At 41.9% G+C, this 14,499-nt stretch carries 13 protein-coding genes; 7 read left to right on the forward strand and 6 right to left on the reverse strand.

From position 1 onward, the window contains the following. Positions 1–46 precede the first annotated feature (46 nt). The 4 genes from RAM70_RS18805 (at position 47) to RAM70_RS18820 (ending at position 5,093) form a co-directional block, all read left to right on the forward strand. Positions 47–484: a pentapeptide repeat-containing protein gene (locus RAM70_RS18805; RefSeq protein ID WP_045359019.1), complete on the forward strand. Its 438-nt coding sequence runs from the start codon at positions 47–49 to the stop codon at positions 482–484. A 206-nt stretch (positions 485–690) separates the two neighbouring features. Further along, positions 691–1,797: a hybrid sensor histidine kinase/response regulator gene (locus RAM70_RS18810; protein WP_190380810.1), complete on the forward strand. Its 1,107-nt coding sequence runs from the start codon at positions 691–693 to the stop codon at positions 1,795–1,797. 245 nt (positions 1,798–2,042) lie between these two features. Continuing rightward, on the forward strand, positions 2,043–4,829 hold the full coding sequence (locus RAM70_RS18815) for a cation-translocating P-type ATPase (RefSeq protein WP_312675085.1): 2,787 nt from the start codon (positions 2,043–2,045) through the stop codon (positions 4,827–4,829). Between the two features lie 156 nt (positions 4,830–4,985). Next, positions 4,986–5,093 carry a putative toxin-antitoxin system toxin component, PIN family gene (locus RAM70_RS18820; protein ID WP_080602295.1) on the forward strand — a complete coding sequence of 36 codons (108 nt, stop codon included), beginning with the start codon at positions 4,986–4,988 and terminating at the stop codon, positions 5,091–5,093. A gap of 19 nt (positions 5,094–5,112) precedes the next feature. On the opposite strand, the gene RAM70_RS18825 is transcribed toward RAM70_RS18820, so the two are convergent. From RAM70_RS18825 to RAM70_RS18845, 5 genes are all read right to left on the reverse strand, one after another. Next, the gene (locus RAM70_RS18825) at positions 5,113–5,469 is read right to left on the reverse strand and encodes a hypothetical protein (protein ID WP_312675087.1); all 357 of its coding nucleotides are present in this window, start codon (positions 5,467–5,469) and stop codon (positions 5,113–5,115) included. A gap of 239 nt (positions 5,470–5,708) precedes the next feature. Next, a complete protein-coding gene (locus tag RAM70_RS18830; protein ID WP_002803901.1) occupies positions 5,709–6,218 on the reverse strand; it encodes a HEAT repeat domain-containing protein in 510 nt (169 codons plus the stop codon). A 1-nt stretch (position 6,219) separates the two neighbouring features. Then, positions 6,220–8,988: a HEAT repeat domain-containing protein gene (locus tag RAM70_RS18835; RefSeq protein WP_312675090.1), complete on the reverse strand. Its 2,769-nt coding sequence runs from the start codon at positions 8,986–8,988 to the stop codon at positions 6,220–6,222. Between the two features lie 602 nt (positions 8,989–9,590). Continuing rightward, positions 9,591–10,022, reverse strand: a complete 432-nt coding sequence (locus RAM70_RS18840; RefSeq protein ID WP_002803895.1) for a type II toxin-antitoxin system VapC family toxin — start codon at positions 10,020–10,022, stop codon at positions 9,591–9,593. 8 nt (positions 10,023–10,030) lie between these two features. Continuing rightward, entirely contained in the window at positions 10,031–10,282 is a 252-nt protein-coding gene (locus RAM70_RS18845) for a hypothetical protein (protein ID WP_008205084.1), read from the reverse strand. A gap of 502 nt (positions 10,283–10,784) precedes the next feature. Here RAM70_RS18845 and RAM70_RS18850 point away from each other — a divergent pair. From RAM70_RS18850 to RAM70_RS18860, 3 genes are read left to right on the forward strand one after another with little or no spacing between them, the layout of a single operon-like run. Continuing rightward, positions 10,785–11,531 (forward strand): pseudouridine synthase, encoded by a 747-nt coding sequence (locus RAM70_RS18850; RefSeq protein ID WP_045359026.1) that lies wholly within the window; start codon positions 10,785–10,787, stop codon positions 11,529–11,531. Positions 11,532–11,557: 26 nt separating this feature from the next. Beyond that, positions 11,558–12,319 carry a helix-turn-helix domain-containing protein gene (locus RAM70_RS18855; protein WP_045359027.1) on the forward strand — a complete coding sequence of 254 codons (762 nt, stop codon included), beginning with the start codon at positions 11,558–11,560 and terminating at the stop codon, positions 12,317–12,319. Positions 12,320–12,327: 8 nt separating this feature from the next. After that, positions 12,328–13,176 (forward strand): ADP-ribosylglycohydrolase family protein, encoded by an 849-nt coding sequence (locus RAM70_RS18860; protein WP_190381064.1) that lies wholly within the window; start codon positions 12,328–12,330, stop codon positions 13,174–13,176. 313 nt (positions 13,177–13,489) lie between these two features. Here the strand turns inward: RAM70_RS18860 and RAM70_RS18865 are convergent, their stop codons facing one another. Continuing rightward, positions 13,490–14,482, reverse strand: a complete 993-nt coding sequence (locus tag RAM70_RS18865) for an aldo/keto reductase (RefSeq protein WP_312675093.1) — start codon at positions 14,480–14,482, stop codon at positions 13,490–13,492. Between the last annotated feature and the right edge of the window lie 17 nt (positions 14,483–14,499).

Below are 14,499 nucleotides of genomic sequence, written 5' to 3' on the forward strand. Positions count from 1 at the left end.
TCCTATCCTAAAAGTAGAGAGGAAAACGAAAGAGGAGGCTAAAACGATGAAAAGGACTTTAATGATTGCCCTAGGTTCCCTAGCTTCCTTACTGCTGATTAACCCCGTCGGTGCGGAAAATCCCCGACAGGTGCAACAATTATTGAATACGCGGGAATGTCCGGGGTGTGATCTCCAGGGTGCAGATTTAAGAGGGGCGCATCTAATCGGTGCAGATTTGAGAAAAGCGAATTTACAGGGAGCTAATCTGGAGGAAGCCAACTTAGAGGGCGCAGATTTGACCGATGCCAACCTAGAAGGCGCAAATTTAACCGCAGCTTTTCTGACTAATGCCAGTTTGAATCAAGCTAATCTCAATGGAGTTAATTTCACCAGTGCCATGATCTATGATGCTGATGTGACGGGTGCATCAATGGAGAGAATTAACTTGACAAATGCTCAGATTTATGGTACAGGCATCGCTGTCGGTGGTGAAAATCCTTAGATGTTCTTGTCCTCAAAATATAGTTAATTTTGTAACAGATGCAAGTGTTGCGTCTGTTTTTTTATACACTTTTAAGTAGGTAGGTGTTAAAAATTGTCAGATACCCCCCTTATCAAGGGGGGCAGGGGGGATCGAACCCAAAATCTATCTTCAATTTAATTATAACCAGCTACTTACTAAATAGTTTGAGTTATAAAATAACCGGCATGACTCAACTCACACCGCGCCCTAGTGTCTTAATTGTCGATGATTTGCCCAATAATGTGCGGCTATTGTCGATTATGCTCACCGAGAAGGGATATCAGGTACGCAAAGCGATTAATGGACAGATGGCCCTGAATACAGTGCGATCGCTAATTCCCGATCTGATCCTTCTCGATATTAATATGCCCGATCTCAATGGTTATCAAGTTTGTGAACAGTTAAAAGCTGATGAAAAAACCAGAGAAATTCCCGTGATTTTTATCAGCGCTCTTGATGATGTCTTAGATAAAGTCAAAGCTTTTCAAGTGGGAGGTGTCGATTATATTTCTAAACCTTTTCAAGGGGAAGAAGTGATGGCACGCATTGAAAATCAATTAACTATTTGCCGTCAAAAAAAACAACTACAAAACGAAATTAAAGAACGTCAAAAAACTGAAGAAACTTTAGAAATTTATCTTCATGCTGTCTCTCACGATCTCCGCAATCCCGTGATCGGGATGTCAATGATCTTAAATAATTTAATTAAAAATTCTCAGGGAGAAACTAAAGAAGTATCCCTGAAGATTTTACAACAGATGGCCAACAGTTGCGATCGACAATTAACTTTAATTGATTCTCTCGTCGAAACCCAACAAAATGATCTTTGGGGAGTTTCCCTAGAACTAAAGCCTTTATCTCTCTACGAAATCGGTCAACAGATCGGTCAGGAATGGGAGTTAAGATTAAGGGAAAATCAAGCAACTTTAATTAATAATTTTTCTCCCGATTTACCCTTAGTTAATGCCGATGCTCACCATCTCTGGCGAGTTTTTGAGAATTTATTAGCCAATGCCCTTAAACATAATCCTCAAGGGATAATTATCACTTTGTCAGCTAGACTAGAGGGCAATTATCTCCGGTGTACTATTGCCGATAATGGGGTGGGAATTAGCGAAACCCAGAGAAAACGATTATTCGATCGCTATCAACGAGGCAACAATAATAATCAGATTAGTTTAGGACTAGGTTTATATCTATGTCGTCAAATTATCCAAGCTCACGGAGGTGAAATTGGCATTATGAATAATGACGAAAAAGGTTCACAATTTTGGTTTACTTTGCCCTACTAAGCTGTTGACTAAGTAGGTAGATGTTAAAAACTTTCAGACACCCCCCTTATCAAGGGGGGATCAAGGGGGGATCAAGGGGGGATTAAGGGGGGATATATCTTCAATTTAATTATAACCAGCTACTTATCTACATTACTCGTTAAGACTGTCTATGAGCAGGAAGAGCCAGTTTAAACATTTGTTTTTTCCTGTTACCGGGGAAAGAAAGGGCTAAGATCTATTTAGATCAACTATCTTCACTTGCCATGGCCGCTAATGCTGACTATTCTGCCCATTCTAGGCTTAACTTGCAACAACCTTGGCATACCTATCCGGTGGAAACCACCCTATCTATCCTCGGTAGTTCGGCTGTTAATGGCCTCAATAGGGAGCAAATCGCCGAAAGAATTAAATATTATGGCAAAAATGAACTACAAGAACGTCCAGGGCGCAGTAATTGGCAAATTCTCCTAGATCAGTTTACCAATATCATGCTCCTCCTCTTAATTGCCGTGGCCATAATTTCCGGAGGACTGGATTTACTGGAATTGCAGCGCGGTCATCTGGCTAAAATTGGTGTTCCCTTCAAAGATACGATCGCTATCTTAACAATTGTCATCCTCAATGGTATCCTCGGATATCTGCAAGAAAGTCGCGCCGAAAAAGCTCTGGCCGCTTTAAAAAAACTCTCCTCTCCCCAAGTTAATGTTATCCGCGAGGGTCAACGCAGAGAAATAGACGCGGTTAATCTTGTCCCTGGGGACATCATGCTGATTGAAGCGGGAACCCAAATCAGCGCCGACGGCCAAATTATCGAAGCTTTTAACCTGCAAATTCGCGAATCGGCCTTGACAGGAGAGGCAAATAGTGTTAATAAATCCGCCTCCATTGACCCCTTAGACAGAGATACTCCCCTTGGCGATCGCTTAAATTTTGTCTTTACTGGAACAGAGGTACTGCAAGGCCGGGCCAAGGTCATCGTTACCAATACGGGGATGACAACGGAATTAGGCAAAATCGCTCAAATGTTAGCAACAGTCGGCAATGAACCCACTCCTCTCCAAAAAAGAATGACTCACTTGGGTAATGTCCTTGTTGCTGGTTCTCTCATTCTAGTGGCCCTGACTATTACCATCGGCCTGATCAATGCAGGTTGGTCGGCCCTAGAGGAATTGGTCGAAGTTTCCCTTAGTATGGCAGTAGCCGTCGTTCCCGAAGGATTACCCGCAGTTATCACCCTAACTCTCGCCCTAGGTACCCAACGCATGGTCAAACGTCAGGCCTTGATTCGTAAACTGCCGGCAGTAGAAACCCTGGGTTCCGTTAATGTGATCTGTTCCGACAAAACCGGGACGCTAACCGAAAATAAAATGATTGTACGCGAGATAGAGACGGTTAATCGCAGTTTTTTAGTTACTGGGGAAGGATATAGCCCAAAAGGACAATTTTTAGACACCGAGCAACGGGCGATCGATCCCAAAACCGATCTAGAATTACATCATCTCTTAATTGCCAGTGTCCTCTGCAACGATGCCAGTTTAGACCTCGATAACGGTCACGATAGCATTTTAGGCGATCCCACGGAAGGAGCCTTATTAGTTTTAGGGGCGAAAGCGGGCTTAAATTTATCCCTAACCAAGCAAGAGTTCCCTAGAATCGCTGAAATCCCCTTTTCTTCCCAAAGAAAGCGAATGTCGGTCATTTGTCAAGGAGTCAATCGCGTACTATTTACCAAAGGTTCCCCGGAATTAATCCTTGAACAGTGTCTCTCCTACCAATCGGGATTAGAAAGTCTTCCTTTTGGGGATAGGGAAAAAGAAAAAGTCTTAGTCGCTAACAATGCTATGGCTAACAGGGGTTTACGAGTCTTAGGATTAGCGTATAAAAACCTGATTTATCCACCAGAATCAACTGAAATCAGCGAAGATGCCCTAATTTGGTTAGGAATGGTCGGTATGATCGACGCAGCGCGACCGGAGGCACAAATCGCCGTGGCTAGGTGTCGAGAAGCGGGAATCCGTCCAATCATGATCACCGGCGATCATCAATTAACCGCTCTAGCGGTGGCTAAGAGTCTTGGTATTGCCCAAGCGGGAGCTTTAGTGATCTCAGGGCGAGAATTAGATAAATTATCACCAATTCAGCTAGAAAACATCATTGACAAAACTAACATCTATGCCCGTGTCTCCCCCGAACATAAATTAACTATTGTCCGCGCCTTGCAAAAAAAGGGTAAATTTGTTGCTATGACCGGAGATGGGGTGAATGATGCTCCGGCCCTGAAACAAGCAGATATCGGCATTGCCATGGGAATCGCCGGCACCGATGTCACCAAAGAGGCTAGTGATATGATTCTCCTTGATGATAATTTTGCCACCATCGTCGCTGCCACGGAAGAAGGGCGAGTGGTTTATAACAATATTCGCAGTTTTATTAAATATATTCTCGGCAGTAATATCGGGGAAGTGATTACTATCGCTGCTTCGCCTCTTTTGGGTTTAGTTACTCCCCTAACTCCCCTACAAATTCTCTGGATGAATTTAGTTACTGATGGTTTACCTGCTTTAGCTTTGGCAGTGGAACCCGCTTCTCCTAATATTATGCGTCGCCCTCCTTTTAGTCCCCAAGAAAGTATTTTTGCTCGCGGTTTGGGTAGTTATATTGTGAGAATTGGGATTATTTTTTCGATTATTAATATCACTCAAATGTTAATCGCTGTGCGCTTGGATCCGCTTTTTGGTAATACTGGTTCATGGAAAACTATGGTTTTTACTACTCTCTGTTTAGCTCAAATGGGTCATGCCATTTCCGTGCGATCGAGCGATCATCTTACCATAGAAATGAATCCTTTGACTAATCCCTATCTCTGGGTAGCAGTAACCCTGACGACAATTTTTCAACTGATGTTAATCTATGTTCCTGCTCTGCGGGATTTTTTCGGTACTCAATTTTTAACTAAAGAAGAATTATTAATCTGTTTGGGATTTAGTACCTTGTTATTCGTTTGGGTGGAGTTAGAAAAATTATTTACCCGTTGGTATCATCGGCGATAATCAGGGAGCTTTTTTCATTGTTCAGTAAACAGTAAACAGTAAACTGATACTAAATCCCTTGAGCATAGGTGACTTACGAGGACAGGCAAAAGGGAGAATAAATAATCAGTTTTTAATAACCAGATTTAGTATTATTATCGATACCTTCTAGAGAAAATCAAGGTTTGCAGAGATGATAAAGATAATCAGTATTTAGGATCAGAGATCGATAGTCAAGCGACTTGTATTGTAAGCGGCGATTCCGATCTAATCGTTTCTAACTAACAGGATTGATATTCTAGGTTCACTCACTTAAATTAGCAGTTTCTAGCCATTTTTTACCCATTTCAATGGGAATACCGAGGAGAGGACAGAGGACTTTAATTAATTCAATTCCTCCCGTGATTAAAATGCTTCTTAGACGAGAATTTTTCTTGATTTCTGCGTCAACTTGTGCGACAAAAGTTTGTTTTTCAATTTCGGTATTAGTGGGATAAGTTTGGGCAAGTTGGCTGATAAGTTGTTGGATTTCTTGAGCGGCTTCGGCTAAATTTTGGGGTGTGGCGTAATTATGTTGAACAGCTTTTTGATCTCCTTGCACCGTATCGGCAAAGTTAGCAATATTTGCTCCACGAAGGTCATATTTAGGAGTTTCTGACATAGGATTAAAAGATTGAAGATTACTGATGATAATTATAGCATCCATAATGGCAAAACTGACACCATTTCTCTGAATGAAAGCGATACGTCGAATTCAAGTCCCCCTTAGAAAGAGGGATTTAGGGGGATCAAAATAAGGATTGAGCGGCTTTAATCCGAATACTTGGATTCTTGTCTGTGAATAGTCTTTTGGCAAGAGTTCTGATAATTAAATCGAGGGATTCTGTACTCAATTTCATATCAGTTTACTGCATAACGAGAGCCAATTTTACCGAGGGCATCAACAGCACTGAAACGAACGCTATCATCTTCATCGTAACAAACATTTACTAGATCAGGAATAACATCTTCTAGTCCAATTTCACCTAAAGCAATTGTGGCTGTGACACGAACTTTTACTTCCGTATCTTGTAGGGATTGAATGAGATAGGATATTGCTTTTTCACTACCAATTTTTCCGAGAGATTCCGCCGTGATTATCCGAATATCGGGATTAGTATCAGATAAGTAGGAAGCTAGATAAGGAATTGCGGATTCATTGCCAATTTCTCCTAAAGCTCGAATCAGATTTAGGCGAACATTAAGATCATTTTCTCCTATTAAATGGGATACTAAGGTGTCGGCAAGGCTGCTATTGCCAATTTTGCCCAAGGCTTCGGCAGCTTTAGCGCGGATCTGGGGGAGAGAATCGTTGAGTTTATTCAATAAAGTATTGATGGCGATTTGGGTGTTATTAAGTTGCTGAACCATGTTATTTTTTCTCTGGGTTATTGTTATTAGTTTGCTGGGGATAATTCTGTTGGCTTCCTTGCACATTATGAGCTAAATTGCCAATAGTAGCTCCTCTGAAATCATAGGTAATAGATGAGGTTTCAGAGGTTGGGGATTGAGTGGAGTAAGAAATAGATTCAGGGAGGGGGTGATAGTATTTAAGTTTGTTTTGAATTTTGTCTAGTGCTTCTCTAGCTTGAGAGAGAGTATTGCCATTATTTAATGTGACAAAATCAGGATTTTTCAGGCATTTGATAAGTTCAGTCATCGCTGTTTCTGTGCCAATATTACCCAAAGCCTCAGCTGCCTGCGAACGAACATACTTATTAGAGTCTTCTAAAGCCTTGAGTAACCCCGCAATCGCTGTTTCTGAGCCAATTTTACCCAAAGCGAAGGCTGCCTTCCAACGAACATCTTTATTAGAGTCTTCTAAAGCCTTGAGTAACCCCGTAATGGCTGTTTCTGAGCCAATTTTACCCAAAGCCTCGGCTGCGTTGCTACGAACATACTCATTAGAGTCTTTTAAAGCCTTGAGTAACCCCGCAATGGCTGTTTCTGAGCCAATATTACCCAAAGCCTCGGCTGCCTTCCCACGAACATCTTTGTTAGAGTGTTCTAAAGTCTTGAGTAATCCCGCAATGGCTGTTTCCGAGCCAATATTACCCAAAACCCAGACTGCGTTCCCACGAACATCCTCATCAGAGTCTTCTAAAGCCTTGAGTAACCCCGGAATGGCTGTTTCTGAGCTAATCTTAGCCAAAGCCGCGGCTGCCTTCCAACGAACATACCCATCAGAGTCTTTTAAAGCCTTGAGTAACACCGGAATTGCTTCTTCTGAGCCAATCTTACCCAAAGCGAAGGCTGCACTCCTACGAGCATTCCTATCAGAGTTTTCTAAAGCCTTGAGTGACCGAGGAATTGCTGTTTCTGAGCCAATATTACCCAAAGCGAAGGCTGCATTCCCACGAACATCTTTATCAGAGTGTTCTAAAACCTTGAATAACCCCGCAATGGCTGTTTCTGAGCCAATTTTACACAAAGCCACGACTGCGTTGCTACGAACATCTTTATCAGAATCTTTTAAAGCCTTGAGTAATCCCGGAATGGCTGTTTCTGAGCCAATTTTACCCAAAGCGAAGGCTGCCTTCCAACGAACATCTTTATTAGATTCTTCCAAAGCCTTGAGTAATCCCGCAATGGCTGTTTCTGTGCCAATCTTACCCAAAGCCTCGACTGCGTTCCCACGAACATCCTCATCAGAGTCTTTTAAAGCCTTGAGTAACTCATTAACAACTTGATTAGACTTTGTTAATCCCAATAACTCCACCTTAAACCGTTTCGGCACATCCAACCCAAGCACTAACCCCACTGTCTGCTTTTGAAACTTAAAGTTGACTTCTCCTGCTAACCTCGCTCCTAATTTTAAATCAATCTCTAACCCTAATTTAACCACCCGTTTTGCTTGGGTTTCATTATCCAATAACCCCAACAGCAACGCCATAGGTTCTGTCCATTTGAGATAATTCAAATAGTCCCACTTTAACTGCTCATCCCTGAGATGGGGTAACTTTTTCTTTAATTCCTCAGCCGTGTAATATTCTTGAATCAGTTGATGGCGAAAAGCAATTTTATCATTACCTTCTAGGTGAATTAGATGATATTTCAATAAATCTTCTAGCCACTTCAATGCAGTATTATCAGGATAAGAAATTTTGCCCTGTAAAAACTTTATTAATATCTCCTCTGCTTGATTCTTAGAAATAGATAACTTTATCTCCGTTGGGTTTTCACCAGTTGTCATCGTCCACGCCAAATGTTGCAGTAGTCGATTTTGCCAGAGATGCAAATCCTCTGAAATTTTAACTCCTTTGCGTATGTCAATTTTTTTTGTAAAACCTCGGAAAATTAAGCCTAAATTAGCAGGAATTTTGTTCTGATTATCATCAAAAACTGAACAAAGCATCCACAAAAGTAGAGGAGTTTCTCCCAATTCCTTGAGACGATTTCCCAACTGTTTAAGCATTTCTTCGCCTTTTTCAGGCAAATAGGCCTTGACAAAATCCCGCATCTGTGGTTCAGTCAGGGGAAGCATTTCCAGCTTTTTTTCAATGTTTAAGTCGTCGCTGCCTAAATCCCTTGTTGTGAAAATCATCGAAATTTCTGCATACTGCTGGCGAAAGTTTTTTAAATTCTGTCGTGCAGTATCTGAGGGCAACTCATTGATACCATCAAATAATAATAATGGTCTAAAATTCTGATTTTCTAACAGCCAACTTTCTAGGGTATTACTATCAATAATTAATTTATGGCGTTTCAGGAATTGTAAAATTAAATCAAGAATTGAGGTTTCATACAAGCGTAATTCGATGAGAATGGGAATTTGAATGATTTTAGCCTGATTTTGTTGATTTGGGCGCAACCTTTGCGCCCCTACAGATTCTTCTAATAATAATCTGGCTAAAGCGGTCGATTTTCCTGAACCGGGACGACCTTTTAAAAGAACGTGATTAGTCGCATACTTGCGTAAACCATCTAAAACTGTGAATCTTTCGGTTTTTTCTGGTCTTTCTGCTCTTTCTTGTGGGTTTTGTGGTTCTTTTTCAATCGTCTGCACCTGCAAATCCATTAAAGGTGCAGTTTTCGACGGGCGTGTTTTTCCCTCTACGTCCGTGAGGGTGTAAAATGTCTCCCACTGGGCGTACTTTTCCGAGTCCGAGATTGATTTGAGATAGGGAGTCCAGTCAATCATTGATGCTGTCTGTTAGTTCGAGAAGGAATCCCGATTAAACTTTCTAATATTTTAATTGTAAGCTAAGTTAGTTCGGACTAAGAAGATTTGGTCACAACTTCCAAGATAGAATAGAGCTAACCAGCTACGGTAAAATTAGGGTTTCGGCTTATCCTCAACTCAGGTTAACTAGGAATAGGCCGATTTATTTTGCTAAGGTTATATTTTGAGCAACTTTTGTCAATTTAGCCACAAACAGAAGCATAAATCGTAGGTGCGTTAGCCAAAGCGTAACGCAGCAATTTAATAATTAAGTTGCTGCGTGGGGTGCAGATTATTAATTTGTTTTTTTGTCAGAGATTATCGCCGCAAACACGCACCCTACAAGAATTTATAAAACTAAAATCAACACAGATAAATGTATTAGTCATGATTTTCTCTATCACAATTTCTTCCATCAATTGCCGATCTCTTTCTTCTCTCAACCGCTTGGATAACCGAGAAATAACCCGTTTAAAGTCATATCCCCCCGTAAGCAAAACTAGCTCGACTTTTGTGCTTTTCTAAGCATACTGCCTAGTCAGGTTAAATAAAACTAAAGCTATTGAGAGAGAAATAAAAATCTACACTTCAACCAAATGAACCCAACTTAGAGAAGATTTAACGCTGTTAAATAAGCGTTTATCGCTAGTGTATAAATTTGCTTGAAATCGTTGAGCTAATACTAGATAATGGGCATCATAAGTAGCAGGAAGATTCAAGGTTTGCGAAATTTCTATTGCTTGGTAATGGAGGTAATGATCTCCATGAAACTGAATAGGTAAATCTAAGACTTCTGTAAGGAGGGTTTGCGCTTCCGTCTCCAAAATTTGACCAGCTTTTTTCAGACGATAAAATACGTTAGTGACTTCGTAACATAATAAAGTTGGTGCAATCACTAAATTTTCCTCGGTCATCCATTTTTGCCAGAGTTGACTGTACATTGTTACAGAAGGTTCAACCGTTGTTAAACGAACTATAAAACTAGAATCAACACAGATAAATGTATTAGTCATTATTTTCTCTATTCACTCACAATTTCTTCCATCAATTGCCGATCTCTTTCTTCTCTCATTTGATGAATAATTTCAGTAACATCGGTTTTAAATGGTTTTCCCTGACGACGTTCATAAATGGCTTTTCGAGTTGCGTCAATTCGTTCTAATGCAATTTCCCAAGAGGGGTGATCTTTGAGTTTTTTTCCTAACAATTCTTGTTCTTCTAGGGACAAGGATTTAATTGCATTAACTAGAGATTCCACGAGTTGAATATTCATTTTTTTACATCTTTGACTAAAATTATCGGTGTTTATGAAGAGTTATTATAGCCTAGCCTTTGAATTATAACAAAGAGACGCAAACTCCGTCGCTTACGTCCCCAATTTATCATCAATCAAAGTTTACCGCTTGGATAACCGAGAAATAACCCGTTTAAAGTCATATCCCCCCGTAAAAAAAATTAGCCCGACTTTTTTAACAATTGTCGGCAAAATTTTGCTTGCTTTTTTCACGGCTTTTTGCAATAATATTTTTATAAGACTTTATATATAATGGAGTGGTGGAGTCTAGAGAAAAATGCACGGATTCCCATTATAAGAAAAGTATAACCGAAGCCGCCGCCCAAGTCAAGGGGTCACTCCTCTTTTTTTTGAGAAGTTTTCAAAGAAAAAAAATCAAAGAGGCAGCCGGAGATATTCTGTTTTTCTTCACTATTTGGGCGAAAAAACCCTTTTAGGATGCCTATAATAGGAGAGAGAAAGGGTTAAAAACTAAAAAAAAATGGCGGAGAGAGTCCAGAAAATCCTTGCCCAGTGGGGAATTGCCTCCCGAAGAAGGGCGGAGGAGATGATCATAGCCGGCCGGGTGAGACGGAATGGCAAAATCGTGCAGTTAGGAGAAAAAGCCGACCCCGAAAAAGATCACCTAGAAATAGACGGAAAAAAAATTGAACCGGCCAATCGTCCCAAAAGATTGTATATACTGGTCAACAAACCCATTGGTGTGGTTTCTACCTGTAGGGATCCACAAAACCGGCCGACGGTAATTGACCTTTTGCCCGACTCCCTCGCCAGCGAGACGGGGTTACATCCCGTAGGCAGGTTGGACATCAACACCACTGGGGCTTTACTCCTCACCAACGACGGTCAACTCACCCTCACCCTCACCCATCCCCGTTATCATTTGCCCAAAACCTATCGGGTTTGGCTAGATGGTGCCATTGATAGACTTGCTCTCCAGCGTTGGCGAGAAGGTATCCTCTTAGAGGGAAAAAAAACCTTACCCGCACAGGTTGAGATACTCAAGCAAACCGACCAAAAAACCCTACTAGAAGTTATTTTAGTGGAGGGAAGAAATCGGCAGATTCGCTCTGTAGCGGAAGAATTGGGCCATCGCGTCCTGAAACTTCATCGCAGTGCCATCGGTCGTATTCAACTAAACTCTGGTAATAATTCCCCCTTACCCTTGGGTGATTACCGTTTTTTAACCCTTGATGAACTGAAATATTTAAAGAACCAGATTAACTAAGCTGAAAGTCAGCCCCTAATAGCGATATGTTTCGCCTTCTCCAATCACAACTTGATCCCCAGCATAAACAGCGAACCAAATTACTGGAAATCGGCGTTTATTTGCAAAAAAATCGCCTAGAACAGTCCCTTTCTCTCGAGGAAATTGCCCAGAAAACCTTAATCCCGCGCCATCGCCTAGAAGCACTGGAAGCGGGGGATTTGGAGGCATTGCCCGAACCGATTTATATTCGTTGGTTAATCAAACAATTTGCCGATAGTCTGGCCCTGGATGGTGAGACGATTAGCCGACGTTTTCCCACCAAGGTCAATAACTTTTTTAGGGGAACAAAACCGTCTTTATCGCTGCCGAGTCTTCAAATTCGCCCGATTCATCTCTATTTTCTCTATTTAATCCTAGTTATTGGTTCCGTACAAACCCTATCCCACGTCCTGCAAAAATCGGTACTGCAATCGAATCGCCTACCGCCGCCTTCCTTGCCACAACAGCAAATTGTCCAACCGAAAAGCAATCCCCTTCAACCGGTGGCCAACAAAACCAGCAATAATCAGCAGCTGGTGGTGGAGGTAAAACTGGAGGATGACTGCTGGCTGCGGGTGGTGGTGGATGGCAAGACAGAATTTGAGGGTGTGCTGCCCCAAGGAAGCCATCGCACTTGGCAAGCAAACCGAGAATTAACCGTGAGGGCGGGTAATGCCGGCGGGGTTTACGTTGCCGTTAATAATGCCAATGCTAAACAACTGGGGCAACCGGGCAAAGTCGAGGAAGTCACCTACCGGGCAAATTGAGCTAATTTATGCAAAAGGTTTTTTCACCCCTCGATCGCCTTCAGGGAGGGTTAATCGGGGCATATATTGGGGAATCCTTGCATAATCAACCCCTAATACCAGCCTTTAACTATGAGGCTACACCGAGGACGACCCTGCTTTTGCAAGCACTGCAATCTAAGGAGGATTTTTCCCTTGCGATCGCAGCCAAGCAGCAGTCGGAATCGGCGTTATTATTTGTACTGTTGCCGGAGATTTTAACCTGGCCCGACCATGGGGAACGTTGGCAAGCTAGATTAAATTTTTGGCTAAAAAAGGGCTTAATTTCCGAGTTAACCCGACAAGAAGCGATAATTTGGGGAGAGGCTGTAGGTCTGTTATTACAGGGAAAAAAGCCTTTAAATCAGTTAATGGCGCAATTACTAACTATTAACCCCAAGAATAAGCTATTAGAGCAGATTCAGTCAGCTTTAAGGCAAAATCATCCCTTAGAGTCCATTTTATCGGCTTGGGCGAAAGATAGCTCACCTTTAGGAATTGCGATCGCAGCTTCTCTCTATACCTTTCTGCAAACGACCGAGGATTTCGCCGTTAGCGTGCGTCGCGCTAATTCTAGTCCCTATCAACGGCAATTAACCACCACTTTAGCGGGGATTTGGGCGGGATTGTACAACGGTATCGAGGGGATTCCCCTAGCTTGGCGGCAAAATTTGCCGAAAGAGCCAGTTAAACAGCAATTAATGGATAAAGCTGGGGAAATCTATCGAATTTCCCTGGGTATATCTCCTCATCTTGTCCTATCTCCTCATACTGCCGTCGCTTACGGGGGAACAATCCAACCCCGTCCTAGCTTAAAATTGGTCTCTCAAGACAAGTAGTCGTGCAAAATTAACTTCTTGGTTAGGATAGGCAAAAGGCAATAGGCAAAAGGCAATAGGGAGAGTAAATAATCAGTTCTGAATAACCAGATTTAGTATTACTTAGGGTTTGCTGAATAAATCTAAAAACCTTGTTGGATAATATCTTTAGGCTTTTTTGACCTCAAAAATTGCCGGTTCTTCGAGTAATCGGGGGGAAATTGGCTCTCTTATTCTTTGTCTGATCAGTTTAACTTATAAGCGATCAATCTTTGTGTCCTTTGTGTCTTTGTGGTTCTTTCCACACCCCACCAACAAGCTTTTTCAGCAAACCCTACTTAGTCTGAAAGATATTTTGTACCATTTTTTTATCCAAACCCGCGGCAATTTTATCTAATTCTGCTATTTCCCCACTGTCTAAACTCCATCCTAAAGCCCCTAAATTATCCTCAGCTTGCCGAACATTTTTAGCTCCGGGGATAGGAATTGTTCCCTTACAGATACACCAATTTAAAGCAACTTGGCTAATAGTTTTATCTTTAGCTTGGGCGATAACTTCTAGACAACTTATCAGAGGCGAAATAGCGGGAATTAATTGACCAAAAAGGAAGCGACGTAATCCAGGGGGTAAGTTTTTATTATCTCGATATTTCCCGGTTAATAACCCCAAAGCTAAGGGACTATAGGCAATAATTTTAATACCCAATTGATCACATAGTTCCTTTAATCCTAAGTCAGTGAGAGGATAGGTAGAAAGGAGAGAATACTGTACCTGTAAACTGGTAATAGGAATGCCGCGACTGGCAAACTTTTGATAGGCAGACTTCAATCTTTTCGGTCCAAAATTGGATAAACCGACTCCTTTAACTAACCCCTTTTCTAGACAATCCCCCAATCCGTCTAATAATCCTCCCTCCTGCCATGGCGCATAATTGCCCGTTGACCAGTGCATTTGCACTAAATCCACCCGGCGGCCTAGTCTGGTTGCCGAAGCTTGACAAGCTTTCACCATGGCATGACGGGTTAAACGCCAAGGATAAGGGGCGAGTTTGGTAGCAATACGAATATGATCAGCGTTATAACCGCTATATTCCCCTGTAAAGCGTCCTAATAGCTTCTCACTCTGTCCGTTGAGTTTGCCTGTGCCGTAGGAGTCTCCCGTATCAAATAGGGTGACACCCCGCTGGACGCAGAGATTAAAAACCGCTTGTAACTGGCTATCCATGCTCTCATCGTAACCCCAGAGAAGACGATTTCCCCAGGCCCAAGTACCGCAGCCCATGGGGGGAAGGGATAGAGTTTGATGTGTGACTGTCAAGGGATTCATGGGTCAGTTTCTCTGGG

Origin of the sequence: Microcystis wesenbergii NRERC-220 (assembly GCF_032027425.1) — a bacterium.
Lineage (GTDB): Bacteria > Cyanobacteriota > Cyanobacteriia > Cyanobacteriales > Microcystaceae > Microcystis > Microcystis wesenbergii_A.